Here is an 18,971-nt window from a genome sequence, read left to right on the forward strand (position 1 = left end):
TCGGTCCCGAAGCCTCGTCATGTATCGGAAGGTGGTAAGCGATCCCCGGCATGTTGTTCCGCCCAAGGCAATGCCATGAGCCATTTCTCACGGCGCGGCACCCATAGCTCATACTCCGGAATGAGGTCGCTGGGAGCCATGTCGAGCGAACCGAGCATGATCTCGGCCTCATTGTCCTGCAGCCAGGCGATACGCGACCCGCATTGCGGACAGAAGCTGCGTTTGGCGAACGTCTTCATTTCTCCGCTGCCTTCATAGGCCGAGATCGGCCAGACGCCGAACGGCATGAAGAAGCTGCCGCTGGCGCGGCGGCAATCCTGACAATGGCAGATTCCGACCCGTAGCGGTGCGCCGCTCACCTTGAAGCGAACAGCGCCGCACAAGCAGCCGCCGTCCCGTACGATCCCGGCCATCGCCTTTCAGTCCAGCGGCTTTTCCGTCGGCCGTGGCGTGGTGCCTGACTGGCGCGGCCGGCCGGCGTTGCGGTTCGCCACCGGATTGTCCAACGGAACAGTCGATGGCTTCGAGGTCCCAGCGGTCTTTGGCGTCGGCGGTCTCGCTCCCGCATCCGTATCGTTGGCGTCCCGCCTTGGATGTCGCAAGCCGTCGGCATTCGCCTGCCGAATTGCCGGCTTCGATGTGGTATTCTTGTTGGCCATGGTGTCTCCTTCCTGCTGCGACGGAACGGATGGCGTTCACCGCTCGCAGCGCCTACGTTTCAACCACCGGCACGGCGCGAAGTTCCCATCACCTGCAGCTTCAGGGGGCTCCTGCGCATCCATGGTAGATGGGAACCATTTTCGCTACTGGCTGTTCGGCTCGCAGGAAGGAGCCGGACATGGAGAGACGTAACGCTATACTTTCGCTGGTGATAGCCGCGATCATTATCGTCGGCTTTCTCATTGGCTTTTTGTATGCCGATATGGGCTGGCGCACCTCGCCATTTGAAAGGGCCGCTGAACAAAACCAAGGTGGAAACGCCCCGGCCGACACCTCGCCTGCCGCGGGGATCAAGAAGAACCCCAAAGAGAATACCGAGATGCCGGATCAGCAATAGCCGCGGTCCTTCGGGCAGGAATACAAACCGGGGAGAACCGATCGCTGGATCGGTTTTGCTGGTGATGTCGGACTTACGTAGGCTGCTGGTTCCTGGCTGCCAACGCAGCGGCCTCTTCGTCCGTCACTGAAAATCTCCCCTGCGAGTATAAGCCATTTCTGACATTTGCGTATGGAACCACGCCGTGCTCAGGCTCCAGGGATGATAACCGGCCGATCCAATTACTTCTCACCGATGCATCTTGATTGGCTCTCGCTGCGAGCCACTCCGCCCGCTCCCGCGTCAAGCCGATAAGGCAAGCGCCAGCGAAGTCCGCAGGCACATCCACGGTTGTATCGAACACGGCCCATGTGTTGGTCGGTTCCTGAACGGGCAAAAACCTCATAACAGCACCTGCTAATATACAGGACGAACTTACTGACGGAGCATTGTTCCGGCATCAACCAAACGAAGGAGAGCTTTTTGTTTTGAGACGCCGCGGCGCGTTTAGCCTTGAGCGGGCAAATTGATCGATACCTCTTGCAACGCGGCTGCGACGTCGCTGAAAATAGGCCGGCAGATCTCGACGAGCGAACGCATCGGCTGATGTAGTTCACCGGCTTTCTAAAGGCGCAATTCCGAAACCTGCCGGGAGCCCGCCAAGCGGCGGCGCTTTTGTGCGTCAGCTATCCGCCTTCAGTTCTTCATCTTGCGGATAGTCGACCTCAGCGTATCCCCCAAGGAACTGTCAGCTGGCTTGGGAGCGCTGCTCGGAACCAGGAATCCGCCCTTTAGCAACTCCAGGGCGTCGAGTGCCTCGTCATCCCGCAGATTTGTCAGAGCCACCCCGTCTGCGAAGACAACTCTACCGTCGTCTATATCGTAGACCTCCCAAAGCCCATCGTTGATTCTTCGAATGGCGTGCCGATGTTCCATAAGAAGACGCTAATTGAGTCTCGGAAACGGTGGCTAGAGAAAATCAGGGGTAGTCCGATATTAGTAGTGGAAAACTCGGGCGCTCTCCGACGCGTGGTGCGTGGAGGGAAGGCAAGAGTGCAGGGCGGCCGTCTCAGGCCTGGCAGGCGGCAGTTGACGTTCGTCGCTGGGCGAAACTGAGGTGCGCCCGCGCGAGCTGTGTTTTATCGGGGGCATCGCCGACCACAACCAGCTGCAACTTGCCACGATCAGAATGCCCGCCGCGCGTGGGTCCGAGAGGGGACCAAATCGACCACGGGTCCAAATAGCGAGGTTGAGAAACCGTTTGACAACATTGCGGACACTCGGCCTCTGATGTAATTTAGGGTTCGATCAAGTGAGGAATATACCGCTGTCGCGACGGCTTTTCTCTCTTTTCTGTCTCGGCAGATAGCATGCTCTCTAACGGACTTGGCACTGCAAGCTGTGTCCTTGTGGTCGCCAGGTAACAGCGGTTAAGGGATTTGCCATGCTCCGACGTTGCGGATTCGTTGCGGCATTCATGCTCGCAAGCGTCACGACTTTCGAGGCTTCTGCAGTCGAACGAAGGGTCGCCTTCGTAATCGGCAACTCCGATTACCAAGAAATCTCGGCCCTCAAGAATCCGGCCAAAGATGTGGTGGACGTGTCCAACACGTTTCGATCGGCTGGTTTTGATGTTTTTGTCGCGAGCAATCTTACAAAGCTGCAGTTTGAAGGCCAGTTCCGCAACTATCTTGCCGCCGTGGACGGGGCGGATGTAGCTGTCGTCTACTATTCCGGTCACGGCTTTCAGATCGGCGGCGAAAATTTCCTGATCCCTGTCGATGCCTCGTTGAAAGATGCGGCGGACGTCGAGGTCCAGGCAATCAAGCTGAACGACGTGCTGCAGCAGATGCGTTCGAAATCGAAGATCCAGGTGATCATCCTTGATGCCTGCCGCAACAATCCATTCCCTCGCAAGGACTATTGGCTCAGGGACCAGCTTATTACCGCCAGCGGCACCGGCCTTGCGCAAGTAAGAAGCTCGCTGAACACACTGATCGCTTTCGCCACCGAACCCGGCGCGGTTGCCTATGACGGCGCCGGCGACCTCAGCCCATTTTCATTCGCATTTTCTCGTCGGGCCTTGGCTCCGAACCAGGAGATTCGCACGGTCATGGCGGCCGTGCGCCGGGATGTAGTTGAGGCTACCAAGGGCCTGCAGGTTCCCTGGGAGAACTCTTCGCTGATCGACGAAGTCGTTCTGATGCGTCGCAGCAGCCGCCCCTCTCTACCGCCCGTGTTGGAGAAAGTCGTGTTGTCGGGAGTCGGGCCTGTCGATCTGAACCTCCCGGAACCGGTGGAGGTCGACGGCGGATCAATCACCGTCAGCATCGAAAGACCGCCCGCCTTGGGACGCCTGATGCTGAATGGCAAGGTTGTCGAAGCGGGGGATCTGATCCAGGGCAAGGATCTGCCGCATTTACAGATGGATGTCCCCAAGGGAGTTGGCGAGCCAGAAGAGATGGATATGCTGGCCTACGCCGCACGCGACAATTGGGGTGGCGAAGCCAAGGGCATGCTGGTGTTCCGGGTCAAGAGCGGCGAAGGAGCCCAGGGCGAACAGGTGATGGCCTCGCTCGAAGCCGAGCAGAAGCAGCAGGTGCTGCAGCGCGGCATTCATGTCACTGGTGCGGCCGAGGCGATCGAGAACCGGGAGATCGACGTTCCGGTCGGCATCGGCGCGGTTGCTCTGAACCTGGACCTCCCGACAGACGATTCGGCGGTCAGCCTGAAGGTTGCCAACTATCCGGCAACCGGAACGCTCTCCCTGCCGGATCGAGCCCTGTCGCCCGAATCGAGCTTGACGGTCGGTGAAGTCGAGGGGCTGCGCTATGAACCCCAGATCGGAGCCAGCGCACCGGTCGAGATCGCCTTCGAGATTCGGGCGGACAGCGCAGTATCCAAACCCGCCAAAATGAAAGTGTCGCCAACCGTTGATTCGTGCGACTCGGCTGCCGGCGAACCTCTCGACCTTCAAGGCGTCGTCCCTGGCCTGCTGCCAAATGAAATCGGCGCCGACGCGGTGAAGCTCTGCGAGGCTGCGGTGAAGGCGTATCCCGATGTCGCCCGCTTCCGCTATGAACTGGGTCGCGCGCTGCTTGCAGCCGGCAAGGTGGACCAGGCCCGGAAAGCCATACAACAGGCCGCCGATAGGGGACACGTGCGGGCAGTGTTCGAACTCGGCTACCTCTACGCGACCGGAACAGGCGTGGCTGTCGACCGCAAGCAGGCCAACACATTCTACGCGGCTGCGGCCGACAAGGGTGATCCCTACGGGATGACGTCGTGGGGCCGTGCCTTGTTCCATGGCTACGGCGTCGAGCGCGACACCGGCAAAGGACTGGACCTGCTGCTCAAGGCGGCGGCGATGGGTCACACCTATGCAATGAACGATCTCGGCGCGATCTTCACCGAAGGCCGCAACGGCGTGCCCGCCGATCAGGCCCGTGCCGTTGCCTTCCTGGAGGCTGGCGTCGAGCGGCAGGATATGTATTCGATGAACCTGCTTGGCCGGAACTATCTCTCCGGCGCGGGCGTCCAAAAAGATCCGAAAACGGCGCTGGCCCTGTTTCAGAAAGCCACCGATCTCGGCCAGCCCTACGCTCCAAGCAACCTGGCGCGCATGTACCGCGACGGCGTGGGCGTGGAGCGCAATCCGGCGGAAGCGCAAAGACTGTTCGAGATGGCGACCATGCGGGGCGATGAGTATGGTGCATTCGATCGCGCGGTTCTCGAAATGGAAAAGGGCGAAAAGGCCGACCAGGCCACCGCGGTCCGCTTTCTTGCATTTGCGTCCGCGCTGGATTTTCGCAACCAACTGCCAGAGGCCCGGACGAACCTCGCAAATTTCGGCACGAAGGTGAAAACGACGACGTTGAAGCAGCTGCGCCGGGAACTCAAATCGAAGATTCCTGCGTCCGGTTCGCTGGACGACCAACTGGTCGGCGCGGCCAGGCGGGTCTGGGAAGAAGCCAACCCGCGTCGGGACGTGTTTTAATCAATCAGGAGGCAAACGGTGCGCAGGACATTGAAGCACGCAATCGTCGGAACAGCCCTGTCCGGCATCCTGGTGGGGCTCACAGGCTGCACGTCCTTGATGCCACCCGAACCTACGCCGCTGGTGGAGACGTCACCGCCGAAGGTCGTTCGCAGGACACCTGTACAGCAGAAGGTCGTCAAGGCCGCTCCCAAACGGGTGGTGACGAAAAAAGTGATCAAGCCGGTTGAGGTAGAGCCTGTTGCCGCACCTCCTGTGATCGCTCCTCCTCCTTGGCGAGGCGGAGGCGGAGGCGGCGGCGGCTGGGGATAAGCCAACTTCCGTTTCGCTTTCACGAAAGCTGGCGCAACATCACGGGGCGGATCGGAGAATGCCGCACCATGTCGTTCTCGACCGCACCGCGAAGATCTAGGGATGACGGATACCGTTGATCCACTGCCTGGCTTCGGACGACCCTATTTTTTTCCGACCTATCTATAGACTTCGGCGATCCCGCAATCGACGGAAAGACCTCAAAGGCAAGCCACGCTTCAGTCCGGTGGAAGGGCTCGACGAGGCAATATGGGACAGTCACTACGATGGCTGCCATGGAACTGGGCTCGGTTGTGCGGACAGGAAGTTTCGCCACCGACGATGTCTCGGTGCTGCGGCTGCAACATCCGCTGGGGGACACGTTTCAGGGTGGCGCTGGCCAAATGGGTCCAAGACGGCTGCAAGTATGGCAAGCAATCAGGATCCAGACTGCGCTCTAATTTGCATCCGCTGATTGGCGCAGCGCCTCGATCTCCGCCATCTGGATGCCCATTTCGACAAACGCGGAAAGAACTGAAAAGCGGTCCTCCAGTGCAACGCGTGCCAGTCCGGCCAGAACCCCCGCACTCACAGCGCGGGCGGCTGGCTGCAAGGCCGATACCGCTGACGTCTCCATAGCTGCACCATTGCCATGCCATCCTGCAGCTAGGGCAATCCAGGCGGCAGGCGTTGTTGGCGGCATTCCTGCCGCAGCCTTGCTCACTTCTGGGCGATGGTGAGGGCTATCCGGTTCGCTGACCCAGTCACGAACAAGCGCGAGCAATTCCTGATCCCTGCGATCGAGCAGAACGGTGAGGTGGCTCAGGCACTCATGGGCCCACCACACCGCAGCCCGCTCGGGAAGCAGATAGGCACAGAACGTAATCGCCTCCTCGGGCACCCGCCCGGCAAGGAGGGCGCGGCAAAATTCGATTGAAGGCTGTTCGGTCGGGAGTGCCACCATGTCCCTGGAAACAGCGGGGCAGGCCATGAAAAGATCCCGTGCCGTTTTGAATCGAAGCTCATTGGCCATGGCCGCCACGCTTTTACTGGGAACAATCGACACTGAAGCCTGGACAGGGTGCGGTCAAGTCTCCAGTCCTCAGCAAGATGCAACTGCCGTTCACTCCTCGTATGCCTGACGTTTATTGACAGACATTCGCTTCGGAATTTGGTATTGTCCGCAGTCGATGAAATCGGATGCTCAAGATAGGAGTAACCGTCATGCAGTTGGGCAGTTTAGCCTTCGTGTTTACGGTCACGCTTTTTTCGACCCACGCTTTTGCTGATCCGCTTCAGAAATCAGAAGACATCGTGAAGTTTTTTGGCGCAGCGAGCGAGTTCGGCCCGTCGCGTGGAATTTGCGTCGGCACCGAAGACGAATGCAGAAGCAAGAACAAAGCAGCGCCGGCCGAAAAAACCAGCCTCGACATGCTGATCAACTTCGGCCTGGATTCTGCGGAACTAGATGCGACTGCGCGCGCTGAACTGGACGAGTTCGCCAAGGCACTAAAGGACAGCCGACTGAGCACTCTGAACTTCGTTGTTGAGGGTCATACAGATGCGACCGGCTCGGCTGATTACAACGAGGGACTGTCGGAACGAAGAGCCAGATCGGTAACAACCTTCCTGACCTCTAACGGCATCGATCCTGCCCGCATCAAAGCGACGGGCCTGGGCGAGGCGAAGCCGCGCGACCCCAACCCATTCGATCCGGTAAACCGCCGGGTGGAAATGCGGATAAGGACTGAGTAGCTGGAGCGGTGCGCTAGGCTGAGACCAGAGCCGCGCGCCCTTTTCCACGCGCGAACCGGAGGTTAGCGCAGCAAAACCGATTCCGATTTCCGGGTTATGCGCTGGTTCAAAGGGTATTCTGCATCGGGCTTATGAGGGCCGTGATCGCCTGCTTGTATTTTTCGAACTCCGGCGATGTCTGCCGGACTTGCGTCGTAGTCGTTGTCTGTTGAGCCACCTCAGTCGTCGTCGGGCTCAGCTTCCTGCCCATTTTCCTTTCGGCCCAGCTCACGACATAGCTGGCGGACTTGCCGGTGAGAAACGGATTGGCTTGAATGACGGCCGACCCGAGCACGGCGCTCAATTGCGCCGAACCCGGCGATGACAACACTTGATGGGCGCCTTCCATTCCCAGGAAATGACAGAGATAAAGCCGGCCGGCTGTGATCTGGTGGCCGCGCGCCCGAAGATAGGCTTCGCCTTCGCGCGCCAGATTGCTGACCATCTCGCGCGAGATGGTGGCGTCGTAACGTAAAGCGAGCAGGTCGGCGGTTGACAGTGTCCGCGCAAGTTCGGGGCGGTAGGTGTTCATCATCCTGATCCAGGTCTTCGTTATGAACTGACCGGCGCCGGTCGCCGAAGAAAGTGGGTTCTTGGCCCGGGCGCTGCCGCCACTTTCGACTTGAACGATACGGTCGGTCAGCGTTTCGACAGCGGAATCATCCGTTGCGATGGCGGTAACCGTACCCAGGGGATCGATCGCCTCGCCATTGCGATAGAGTTCGAAATGCAGGTGCGGCCCAGTCGAAAGGCCGGTAGTGCCAATGTAACCAATGATATCGCCTGCCTTCACCTTCGCCCCGACACCGCCCTTGACCGCGAATTTCTGCATATGCGCATAGCGCGTCTCGCGCCCGTTTCCGTGCGAAATCCTCACCAGGTTGCCGTAACCCCCTCCATCGCCTTGAAAAACGACTTCGCCGTCGAAGGCGGCTGCAATCGGCGTACCCAGAGGCGCCGCCCAATCCACGCCCTTGTGGATGCGAACAGTCCCGAGGATCGGGTGCTTGCGTGGGCCGAAGGTGGACGTCATGACCCCGTTGACCGGGGTGACCATGCCGTTTGTGACCGTCAGCGAGCGAACCTGATCGTCGCCGCTGACGCATGCAAACTGGCCGTCGGTCTGCTGGAACACGAAACAGTCGAGGCTTTTTTCGGCACCCTGGACACCCACATATAACACGCGCCCGGCCGTTTCTTCCTTGCCACGCGGCCTTTGCGAATAGATCAGGACCAGACGTTGGTCTTCGCTGGCAAACGCATCCAGATCCTGTCCTCGCGAAAGATACATGATTGCTTCTCCGATCACACCGGTCGGGACTTTGTTGCGTGCTGCTGTCGAGTAGATTGCATCGAGCAGCCGGTATTGCCTTTTGTGCGTGCCTTGTGCCTGTGCGCCCGAGTAGTTGAACAGATCTTCGCGGACCCAGGGATCCACACCAGACACAAACACACCAGCGGCATTGCGCGTCAGCGTACCGACAAATACATTCTTGGCGTAGATCGAAACCTGCATGAGGGACATGGTTGTCGTCTCGCGCGTCGGCCTGAAACCGCGCATGGCGACGACATAACCTGGCTCAAGGCTTTCCCGATTGAAAAGCGCCTTCAGGGCTTCGCCTGCCAGTTTGGCATCCTCAGCGGAGAAATGCGCATCCAGGGCAACGCTGTCCAAGCTGCGGTCGTTGAGAATCTTTACGAATGTGTCCTCGGTAGCCTTGTATCGTTGATACTCGCTGGTGACATTTGCGACGCTTGTGTTGTTTTCGATCTGGGTTTTCCGGAACGTGGGAAGGGCTGCCTCGCCTGAATCGATTGTTTCGCCCCAACCTGCTTCGGCATCATCGGCGTCCACCTGCGGGTCCGAAGCAACCGGAGCCTCGTTTAGAACGGGCGGTGGCTGAACATCGTCTTGCAGATCGTTGGATGACGCCGGCGCGGTCTGTCGCTGTGCCTGGAAGAATGCGAAGTCTTCTTGCGTGGACGATATCGTTGTCATGAACTTTTCGCTGGCGCTAAGCATCACGTCAGCCAGAATCTCGATCTGGGGAGAAACTCCAGCCTGATCGAGTTCTGCCGGGCGCGGGATCACTTGGCTTTTTGTTGCGGCGCCGGTGTCGGGCGCAAGGGTGATCCACATCGGGTCTCCTGCGAGATCGATGATGGCAGGCACATAGACCGATGCATCGGCTGGCACATCGTCGGTTCCCTCGACGGCGTGCAACTCCTCATCTTCATCGCCAAACGACCAATAGTCCGCGGTGAGATAAAAGCCGGCAGCGATCGACAACAGGACAACCACAGCAAGACCGGCAAGGGTTCGGCGCCAGAGCCTGCGTCTGCGCAGGGCGGCGCGCGCCTGCTTTTTCAACCTGAAGCTTGTGTCGATACTGTGCGTCACGGATTGCTTCCGGTCAGAAAAAAGGTCCACCGCACCTGTTCAAGCGTATCGACTTCGAGAAATCGTGCGGCGATATGGCCGCGCTGCCAGCATTCATCGATGCCGCGTATCGAAAAACGCCGCCGGTCGATGCACATTTCGGTCGACCCGGTCAGGGTTGCGTGGCCAAAGACGTCCGTCGCATAGATGTAAATGTAGCGGTTCGTGAGTTCCTCGCGGATGACATTCACGCACTGATTTGCGCCGATGGTCCACCAGCCATCGGTCTGGTCCGTATTGTCGACCTTTTGGCCGACAGCGAGATTGACGACGTCGAGCGTCTGATTGCAGACCGTGAATTCGGCGCGCGCTTCGTGGGACGACAGGAGAGCCAGCAATGCCGCGCCCGACATGACCACAAGTTTGATACGGCCTCTCAACGCAAGCAGGCCGCGAAGCCAGTCACGCTGATTTTTGGGCGGGACAGTGGTCGGGAAGGAAAAACGCGAGCGGCGGCGGTCCATCGGCGTCCATGCTACCCGCCGAGCCGGAAGTACTTTGCGGTGGCTGAGAACTCAGATCTGGTGGTCGCGATCTCTTCGAGAATCTTGGGCAACAGCAGCGCGGCTGGTGTCGGCGTGGAGAACGCCGCAGCCTGAATATCCTGTGGACCCGTGATCACCATTATGATCTGCGGCACGACCTTGCCGGCCGCCTTGTCGGCTGCGCCGAGATCGATCGGAAACTTGAACGTGGCCTTGTCGGCTTGCGCCAAGATACGACCGTCGAGGTTGAATGCCATACCCCTGTGGTCGATCAGCAGCACGCTGGAAATGAGGCCGCCACGCGTCACCAGCGTGCCGCCGATCGGCGAGCCGCTCGGCACCGTCGTTCGATCGAGAACAAGCTGCGGCTTGTCAGTCGCCATCTGGTCTAGAAAACGCAGAAAATTGGTAACTTCGCATTGAGCCGGTTCAATGAGGCGGACGCTGATGTCCGGTTCGACATGGAATCTTGCCTGGAAATCGGACAACATTCGTTCGAATGGCTGGACCTCTGTGCCTAATCCTTCGATCTCGACAGCGGTCTCGGTTGCCGACGTCAACGTCGCATAGAAACAGTCGCCGCCGTTGAAGTCGCGCACCCAAGAGGCCCGTTGAGCAGGGTAGGCGAGGGCATTTTTCGGCGGTTGTTCTAGTTCTGGTTTCGGCACGTTCAAGGCAACGGCGGCTTCGCCCGGCTGTTTGCCTGCCGCAGGCTCGTCCTGCTGCCCCTTTGCGTTCATATCATCCGTCCGGTCTGCAGCGGGGTCGGGCACCCGCGCGGCCTGCTGGCTGGCCGACTGATCGGGCTTCGGGCTCTCCATCACGTCGGGCTGGACCGGTGGGGGCGGCGGGGCCTTGTCGGCCGGCGGCATTGGCGCGACCTGGACGCGCGGCGGAACCGGCTCCGGGGTTTCCTCGGTTGGCGCGAGGACTTCGGCGGGCCGTGTCGGCTCCAACTTTTGATCCGCCGCGGCATCTGCCCGATCTTCAGCTGGCGATGGCACCTCGGCTATCGACGGCCCAGGGGTTTCCTCGGTTGGCGAAAGGACTTCTGCAGGCCGTGCCGGCTCCAACTTTTGATCCGCCGCGGCACCTGCCTGATTTTCAGCTCGCGACAGCGTCTCGGCTGGCGCCGGCTCCGGGGTTTCCTCGGTTGGTGAGAGGACTTCGGCGGGCCGTGTCGGCTCCAACCTTTGATCCGCCGCGACATCTGCCCGATTTTCGGCTGGCGGCTGCGCCTCGGCTGCCGCCGGCTCCGAGGTTTCCTCGGATGCCGACGGCTCCAGGGCTTCCTCGGTTGGTGAGAGGACGTCGGCGGGCTGGGGTGGAACTGCCTTTGCCGGCTCATCGCCCGGCGAATTTGCAGCACTGTCCGTCGGGGCCGGTTTTGATGCTTTTGGAGACAAAAACGATGTATCGCCGGCGGTCGGCGTGGAAGACGTCATCAAGCCGCTCAGATAGATGCCTGCACCCGACGCGACAGCTAATGTCGCCACGGCAGCGATCGCGATCGATCGGGTCTTGGCGGACTTTGTAGGGACATTAGGCAAGACCGCCCGAGCAGGCCCGGCAACTGCCGGAGGCCTTGGTTCGGACAGATGCGCCGGCCGGACATGCGGAACGAAGCGCTGTTCACCGGAAGCCGCCGGAGGCTGACTTGGAAGCTTGGGGCCGGGCGCGAGGGTTCCCCCGGTTCGCGGCAAACCCGTCCGGTCGCGCGGGGTGATCGACGTTGGCGGCGCTGTCCCCTCGTCATCCGTGTCGTCACGTGTCGCCCTGGCGATATCCGCCATGCTGATCGGCCGGTCTTGTGGATCCGGCTGCAGCATGGCTTCAACAATTCCACGAAAATCGGCATCGATGTCGGATAGGTCCGGAACGGTTCGGCGTTTTTCCACGATCTCGAACTGGGAGCCGCCCATGTCGATCGGTTTCCCGCGCAGAGCAGCAGCCAGAACCAAGCCCAGGCTGTAGATGTCGGATTGCTCGCTGACATCGCCGCCGTATAGGCCGAGTTGTTCGGGAGAAACGTAGTTGTACTTTCCCGCGAACTTTCCGCCGATCAGGGTCTCGCCGCCGACGGTCGCCGATCGCGCGATGCCAAAATCGACGATCTTTGCGCGTTCGACCCGGCCTCCTGGCAGGATGATGTTATCCGGGGAGAGGTCGCGGTGTATTGCTCCCGCCTGGTGCACGGCGCTCAAGCCGGAAGCCAGGCGATGGCAGAGCTTGCGCACGTCTTCCGTCGGCATCGGCCCATGTCGCATGATATCGAACAGCGACTTGCCGTCGACGAATTCCATGGCAAGATAGGGGCGACCGATGCCGGGATCGATCGTGAAGACGTGATACCGCACGACCGCGTCGTGCGACAGGTGATTGAGGATCGACGCTTCCTTGCGAAACAGCGACAGGATCGTCTGATCACGGGCGAACTCGGGCAAGACGATCTTGATCGCGACGTGGTCGCCGGTTTGGATGTTGTGGCCACGGTAGACTTCGCCCATGCCACCGAATGCGATCCGCTCGTCCAGTTCATAGATGCCGCTGAGTTGCGTGCCTACGGCTGTGTTGGCCACGTTAGGCGATATCCGCGTCTTGTCGTCGGCGCTCATCAGCCTCAACCTTCCGCTCTGGGAGGGTCGGGATAGGCCTCATTGCGCCCGTTACCGATCTTCACGAGCACGATCGTGACATTGTCTGTTCCCCCGCGGGCCAGCACCGTTTGTAGCAGGTTTTCGCATGCCGCCTGAGGTGTCGCCGACACCGCCGCCGCCTCGATCTCGGCGTCTGTGACATGCGCTGTCAGCCCGTCGGTGCTCAACACAAATATGTCGCCCGGCATGATTTCGCCTTGCTGGAAATCAATGACGATCTCGTCGCTGACGCCGACCGCATGCGTAATAACGTTGCGGCGCGGCCAAGCGAGCGCTTCGGCTGCGCTGATCATGCCCTTGTCGAGAAGTTCCTGAACTTCGGTATGGTCCTTCGAAATCTGGGAGATCGAGGCGTTGCGGATCAGATAGACGCGACTGTCGCCCGCCCACAGGCACGCAAACCGCCCATCCATCGCCAGCAGGGCGGCGACTGTGGAGCCAATGGTTACTCCGCGGGATTCCGATATCCTGCGGATTTCGGCGTTGGCCCGGCTCAGCCGGTCTTCGAAGCGCGCGCGAAGATCCGGTGCAGAGCTTGCAATGCCGATCGTTGCCAGGTGATCGACGATGCTGGCCGAAGCGACTTCCCCAGCATCATGTCCACCCATTCCATCCGCCACCACCCACAGGCCAGCTTCCGGTTCGACCAGATAGCTGTCTTCATTGAGCTCACGCACACAGCCTCTGTGGCTAACGCCGAAGCTTTCAAAGGGAAGGGCGACATTGTTCAATTTGCCACCAAGCGCCTCTCAAGCGTCCTCTGCGCCGCACAGTCAGGCGCTCGCTCGCGCCAGTTTGCCACAGGCTCGAACATTAGAGTATCGAAATTAACGTCCGCGCGTCTGTTGCCGATGGACCGCATGACCGTATTGGAAAATTCAAAGATCATCTCAAAACGCCTTTGGACAGCTGAACCCAGAAAACGCAGGGAGGAAGAGAGGGTTGGGGTCCGAACTGGTCTGGACCGTATATGCGACATCGCGTCCGCCGATCACGAAACGGGCTTCCGTGTTGCCGCCGGTGCTGGTGATATCAGCCTTGTCCAGCAGGCGCTTCAGTGCCCACGGACCTTCGAACCTGATCGCGGACTCCCGGCCCGGCATTTCCGGAATGAGGCTCAGGCTCGCGGACGCGGAAGCCATGCCGCTCGGCCAGCTCACCGTGCTTGGCGCGTTGCCCGCCTGGTTGCTTTGAACAATCTGGCCATCGATTTCGAGTAGCGCCGTATCGGCATCGCCATGCAGTGAAAACGGCGTAAAGGTGACACTGACTGACGGCACCGAACCACCTGAAGGAAAGAAGGCGTTGCGGATTTCCGCGGCCAGCTGGAAGTTTTTCAAGGTCGACTTCGACAGGTCGCGCCCGAAACGCGCGTCCTGTTTCCAGCTCCAGTCCTGGCCGGTCATGTCGATTAGCGATGCCAGATTCTGTGCGAAGAACCGGTCCATCAGTCCGCCTGGAGCGAACAGTTTCGCGAAATCCGCCATTGCAATATCCTCCGAGCCATCGCTGGCGAAAGGATAACGGCCCTCGACCATCTCCTCGCAGGCGCGCGTGACCGTCTGGTCGAGCGTCTGGTTCAAATTCGTTAGCGAGGTTTCTGCGACGTTGCCGTCAAGCTCGTCGGCGGTTGCGGTGACCATTCGGGCGAGTTGCTTAGGCAGACGCGAGACATTGGCGCGAAGGGTGGATATCTGCAGCTGCAGATTCATGTTGACGCGTTCTACTTGCGAAGGGACGTCGGCCGCCAGTTGCAGGCTTTGATAGATGTCGCGGAAATTCTGGGTCAACGCATCGATTGGGCGGCGTCCGGCGGGACCGTTCACCAAAGCCTGGAATGATCTGAATTGCGCTTCGATGTTCGCCCCGGGATTCTGCTCGCTAGCGGACGCAATACCGGCCCGGCTTTGCGATTTGCCGCTGGCGATTTGAATCCCGATGCGGGCCAATCCCGTGGCGGTATCTGCAGCGTTCTCCGGCTGGTTTTGAAGCATGTCGGCTTCGGCCTCGGAGCCGAAGTCTTTGCCGGAACCAGCTTCTCGCGTCAGAGCTGTTTCGTCGGCGATCGCCGTAAAAAGCTGGTCGATTGGCGAGGTTGGTGACGCGGCTGCGGACAGCGCGATATAGTGCGGCTTGTCCTTCAGCATCGCCTTGAACTTCAACTTGTCGAGAACCCCGTTCCACGCCGCGGCGAACTCCCTCCCATAGCGCTCGACAAGTTCGGGACCGAGCTTAAGCAACTCCTGGTCGATGCCACCTTGCTCGCCGCCGCCGCCGAGAACCCACTGGTCATCGACAAGCATCTGCGCAATGCGCGAGAGTTGTCCGAGATAAAAATTGTTGAAGCCGCTATAGGTGTAGATACCGGGAACGCGAAGGCCTGACAGATCGCCACCATCGACACGCTCGAACAACAGCTGCGCTTCCGGGCCGCCTTTCACGGAGACGGAAAAATCGCCCAGCGCTGCCGCGTATACCGCCGAATTTACCAAGGCGGAGGCACGATCGGCAAGGCTCATGCGTCCGAGCGAGCGTTGAGCAGCTTCGACAAGTGGCTGGTTGAGTTCGAAAACCGGGTCATAGGCGTCGTCCAACTCAAGCATGGCTCGCAGATGCTTTTCGAGTTGCGCCCGTCCCTCGCGGTTGTTTTCGCCCGGATACCGGTTCTGCTCCCAATCCTGCCTCATCCAGGAAACGATCAACTCGTCGTCGACCTTCGGCGCCTTGCCGCCCAGCATCAGGTAAATCTTCAGCGGTTCGTAGAGCGCGGCGGGATCAGCCATCTTGGCCCGGATCGTCCGTTCGGCCTGAAGCAGCAGGCGCGAGCGGAACATGCGCTCCAGCGCTTGCCGGTAAGCTGTTTTTGATGCCGACAGTAGTCTTTCCCGCTGACCGAGGCCGAACGTCTCCTCGATCGGTGTCGGCAAGTCACTGGTGCCGAACCCGGCCGGCAGATCGCGCAACTGGTCGAGCGGGCCAATGACGTTTTCGAGGTCGACATCGGCGACCGTCGAGATTTTGAGTAGCGGGTCTGCCGTCTCGCGATACTGGCCTATAGCTTGCGTGGTAGAGGCGATCAGCGACCTGTTGGCCGTAAAGCTCAGGGCCAAGGTGCCCAGAGCCGCCGCAGCGATCAATGTTATTGCGCCAAGGCCGCCATATCTGGCGATCGCTGCACGCCTTTCAGCCGATTTGTCGTATGAAACCCACCCGGATTCAGCGAAAATGACGTCGGTCAGAAGATCATGCAAAAAGAAGCTTTTGCCAGTGCCGGAAAGATGGGCGCGAGAAGCGCTGCCGAAACTGCGACCGATTGCGCCCAGGACCTGGTCGATCGGCGTACCCTCCTGCGTGCCTGACGAAAAATAGAGTCCACGCAAGCTGACGTTCACCTGGCTGCGGGCCGGATCGAATATGCTGGCGATGAAACTGGCGATACGGCCCTTCAGCGCGCCAAACTGGGCTGGAAAGCCAAAGATGGATATGCGTGCGACCGGATCGGCCTCTTCCTGCAGGCGGTCGGCGATCTCCTCCGCCAGGCGTTTTGCCAATGCGTCGAATTCGGCCGGTGCCTCACCGACCATGTTTTTGCTGCGATCGGCGGTCTGGAATGTCACGCCCCATACTTTGCGGCGGCGCTGCTCGTCGAAACCGCCAAAATAATCCATGAAACCGGCGACAAGGTCGGCCTTGGTGAAGAGCAGGTACACCGGGAACTGGATTTTCAGTGTTTCGTGGATTTCGCGCAGACGGCTGCGTATTTCAACGACATGGAGGTCAAGCTGCCGATCATCGAGGCTCATGAGATCGGCAAGGCTGATGGCCAGGATAACCCCGTTTATCGGTTGCCTGGTGCGGTATCTCTTAAGCAGCGACAAGAAGGCGAGCCAGCTCTTCTTGTCGCTCTGCGCGTTGGAATCCCGCATCGTGTAGCGTCCGGCGGTGTCGATCAGCACCGCCTGGTCGGTGAACCACCAGTCGCAGGATCGTGTGCCGCCAACGCCGGCCACCGGCTGGGCGTCGCCCGAACCGGCAAGCGGAAAGTTCAGACCCGAATTGACCAACGCCGTTGTCTTGCCGGCACCAGGTGGGCCGATGACGACGTACCAGGGAATCTCGTAGAGGAAATTGCGCTTGCCGCTGGACCGCTTGAGCGCAGCGATGGCCTCACTCATGCCAGCCTCGAGCACCTGCGAGTCGTCATCCCTGTCGTCGTTGCGGGCGACTATCGTCTCGAGCGCTTTTTGTGCCTTTCGCTTTTGCCAGAAACGCAATCCATAGAAGAGCGTCACGATGGCAACGATCACGCCGATGATCGTCACGCGGAGCCAGACGGGTGCCAGCGGGCGGGTATCGGCAAAGCGGATCAATGGTCCGGCAAACCAGACCGCTGCCGCGAAACCGGCCAACGCGATCGCGCTGAATATCCGCAGCAGCCAACGCGTCATAGGCGCTTCCAAATGGCCGTGCTCACAGCGTTTCCTCCTTGGGGATCATCAGGTCGACACGGCGATTCTGGGCGCGGCCTTCCGGCGTCGCATTGTCGGCGATCGGTTCGTCTTCGCCCTTGCCGTCGACCGTGATCCGGGAAGGCTCGCTGAACCGCGGCGCCATCATCGCTTCGACAGCCTTCGCCCGGGCGATGGAAAGGTCGAAGTTGGATTTGAACGCGCTCGATTTTCGCGGCTTCACATTGTCCGTATGGCCGACGATCATGATCGGTCCGGGCTCCGGTTCCAGCGCGGCGGCGATGTCTGCGGCGATCGGTCCAAACTCCGGCTTTATCTCGGCCCCGCCGGACTGGAACAACAGGATATTGTTGATCTCCACGACGATGAACTTGCCCTGCGTGCCGACGGTCAGTCCGCCGCGCGCGATATTCTCGGCCAGTGCGGCATGGATGCGATCGATCTGAGATGGGGTAGTGGCGACAGGCGGAGCGACTTTCACCGGCGCAGCCGACGGGACCACGCTGGCGCGTTCGATGACGATCGGCGTCGATGGATCGAGCGCCAGCAACCTGCCGGCAAGGGCCTCGCCCTCGTTGGTGATGAAGATCCGCAATGCGAAGAATACCGCCGTCAACAGCGCCGACGCTGCGGCCGCAACCACCCAGAGCGGCAACCGGGGCGATGACTGTGCGCTTGACGCCGCCATGCTTTGCCAGTGGGGCGAGATGTCGTCGCCGGCACGCGCCCTGAAGTAGCGAAGCGTCTCGTAGACGTCGCGTCGAACGCGTTCGAGATTGTTGTCCTTGCGCGTAAGGCCGCGATACTGGCCTTCGAACCCCAGCGACAGGCAGGCATGCATCAATTCAAGCAAGTCGTAGTGTGCCTCCGGCGCGGCCAGTACCTTGTTCAGCGCTTCGTAGAAGCCCGAGCCGGTGGGCACGACGTGAAAGAACTGTGACAGCATGCTGTGCTGCGCCCAGGCGTCTTTCTTGGGCCAAGGCAGGTTGCCGATGAGGTCGTCAGCGGTTTCGCAGAGAGCAAATTTTGCGATCCGTGCATCTTCTTCGGGAACACCGGCTTTCTCCATTGTCCGGTCGAATTTTTCGATCGCCTCGGCAACATGTTCCGCCAGTTGTTCCGCCTGTCTTTCGACAGGCATAAGCCTGAGCTGGCTAAACAGCAGCAGCAAAGGAGCGGCCGCAGCGAGGATCTGATTTGCTGCGGAATATTTGACGCTGTCCGTGGCATTCAGCAGGATTTCCTGCTCAATGGTTGGCTTCGGCGTCGCCGCAAAGGAGCCGGTTGCCGCCGCTGCGCCGGGGTCTGCACCCTGATAAATCACGGTTCCCGATGCCCAACCCGGCGGTGCATGCCGGCCGACACCCGAATCGAAAACCGTTGAATCCTTAACCTGCGATGGACGGGAATGCCCGCTGTCGGGAACGAGCCGCTGAGGAGCGGGCGCTGATTTTTCAGCGCGGCGCGGTGCGCGAATGACGGTCTTGCCTGCCGGGCCGAAAGGGTCGTCCTTCGAGCTCATCGCCAAACGTCCGTCCACTCTTGATTGCTGTGTGTGCGCCACAGGCGAGCAAAACAGTCCCTGGTCAGGCGCAGGAAATGCAGGCGCTGCTGGCGAGGGCAGTGTCTGGAGGAAGGTCGGCTATAAAATTCTATCCCGCCGTAACATGACATGTGCCGCAGACCCCCAGGTCAATCAGCTTTACCCGCTGGCGAACTGTCGTAAGTGATCGTAAGCTTAGAAACGGTCGATTGGAACCAGATGCAGCGCTGCGAAAGGGTTTTTCTTCGCCAACTACAGC

At 60.1% G+C, this 18,971-nt stretch carries 12 protein-coding genes; 3 read left to right on the plus strand and 9 right to left on the minus strand.

Translation table 11 applies throughout. The features are described from left to right. Positions 1 to 17: 17 nt before the first annotated feature. Positions 18 to 413 (minus strand): GFA family protein, encoded by a 396-nt coding sequence (locus ACWUKX_RS07415; RefSeq protein ID WP_456005343.1) that lies wholly within the window; start codon positions 411 to 413, stop codon positions 18 to 20. A 6-nt stretch (positions 414 to 419) separates the two neighbouring features. Next, entirely contained in the window at positions 420 to 659 is a 240-nt protein-coding gene (locus ACWUKX_RS07420; protein WP_456005346.1) for a hypothetical protein, read from the minus strand. 179 nt (positions 660 to 838) lie between these two features. Here ACWUKX_RS07420 and ACWUKX_RS07425 point away from each other — a divergent pair, with 179 nt between their 5' ends. Further along, the gene (locus tag ACWUKX_RS07425; RefSeq protein ID WP_029356209.1) at positions 839 to 1,057 is read left to right on the plus strand and encodes a hypothetical protein; all 219 of its coding nucleotides are present in this window, start codon (positions 839 to 841) and stop codon (positions 1,055 to 1,057) included. 1,456 nt (positions 1,058 to 2,513) lie between these two features. Continuing rightward, positions 2,514 to 5,033, plus strand: a complete 2,520-nt coding sequence (locus ACWUKX_RS07430; protein ID WP_456005348.1) for a caspase family protein — start codon at positions 2,514 to 2,516, stop codon at positions 5,031 to 5,033. A 748-nt stretch (positions 5,034 to 5,781) separates the two neighbouring features. Here ACWUKX_RS07430 and ACWUKX_RS07435 read toward each other — a convergent pair. Continuing rightward, positions 5,782 to 6,357 carry a DUF6931 family protein gene (locus ACWUKX_RS07435; RefSeq protein WP_456005350.1) on the minus strand — a complete coding sequence of 192 codons (576 nt, stop codon included), beginning with the start codon at positions 6,355 to 6,357 and terminating at the stop codon, positions 5,782 to 5,784. A gap of 191 nt (positions 6,358 to 6,548) precedes the next feature. Here ACWUKX_RS07435 and ACWUKX_RS07440 point away from each other — a divergent pair, with 191 nt between their 5' ends. Continuing rightward, entirely contained in the window at positions 6,549 to 7,079 is a 531-nt protein-coding gene (locus ACWUKX_RS07440) for an OmpA family protein (protein ID WP_456005353.1), read from the plus strand. Between the two features lie 106 nt (positions 7,080 to 7,185). Here ACWUKX_RS07440 and ACWUKX_RS07445 read toward each other — a convergent pair whose 3' ends face one another. The 6 genes from ACWUKX_RS07445 to tssL form a co-directional block, all read right to left on the minus strand. Continuing rightward, entirely contained in the window at positions 7,186 to 9,519 is a 2,334-nt protein-coding gene (locus tag ACWUKX_RS07445; RefSeq protein WP_456005424.1) for a M23 family metallopeptidase, read from the minus strand. Next, the gene (locus ACWUKX_RS07450) at positions 9,516 to 10,022 is read right to left on the minus strand and encodes a DUF1036 domain-containing protein (protein ID WP_029356217.1); all 507 of its coding nucleotides are present in this window, start codon (positions 10,020 to 10,022) and stop codon (positions 9,516 to 9,518) included. The genes ACWUKX_RS07445 and ACWUKX_RS07450 overlap by 4 nt, the downstream gene beginning before the upstream one ends. Positions 10,023 to 10,033: 11 nt before the next feature. Further along, the gene (locus tag ACWUKX_RS07455; protein WP_456005355.1) at positions 10,034 to 12,658 is read right to left on the minus strand and encodes a protein kinase domain-containing protein; all 2,625 of its coding nucleotides are present in this window, start codon (positions 12,656 to 12,658) and stop codon (positions 10,034 to 10,036) included. Positions 12,659 to 12,663: 5 nt separating this feature from the next. Further along, the gene (locus ACWUKX_RS07460) at positions 12,664 to 13,431 is read right to left on the minus strand and encodes a PP2C family protein-serine/threonine phosphatase (protein ID WP_455837442.1); all 768 of its coding nucleotides are present in this window, start codon (positions 13,429 to 13,431) and stop codon (positions 12,664 to 12,666) included. A gap of 159 nt (positions 13,432 to 13,590) precedes the next feature. Continuing rightward, a complete protein-coding gene (gene tssM, locus ACWUKX_RS07465) occupies positions 13,591 to 17,148 on the minus strand; it encodes a type VI secretion system membrane subunit TssM (RefSeq protein ID WP_456005357.1) in 3,558 nt (1,185 codons plus the stop codon). 22 nt (positions 17,149 to 17,170) lie between these two features. Beyond that, positions 17,171 to 18,691, minus strand: a complete 1,521-nt coding sequence (gene tssL, locus ACWUKX_RS07470) for a type VI secretion system protein TssL, long form (RefSeq protein ID WP_456005360.1) — start codon at positions 18,689 to 18,691, stop codon at positions 17,171 to 17,173. Positions 18,692 to 18,971 lie beyond the last annotated feature (280 nt).

This window comes from Mesorhizobium sp. f-mel, from assembly GCF_053850215.1.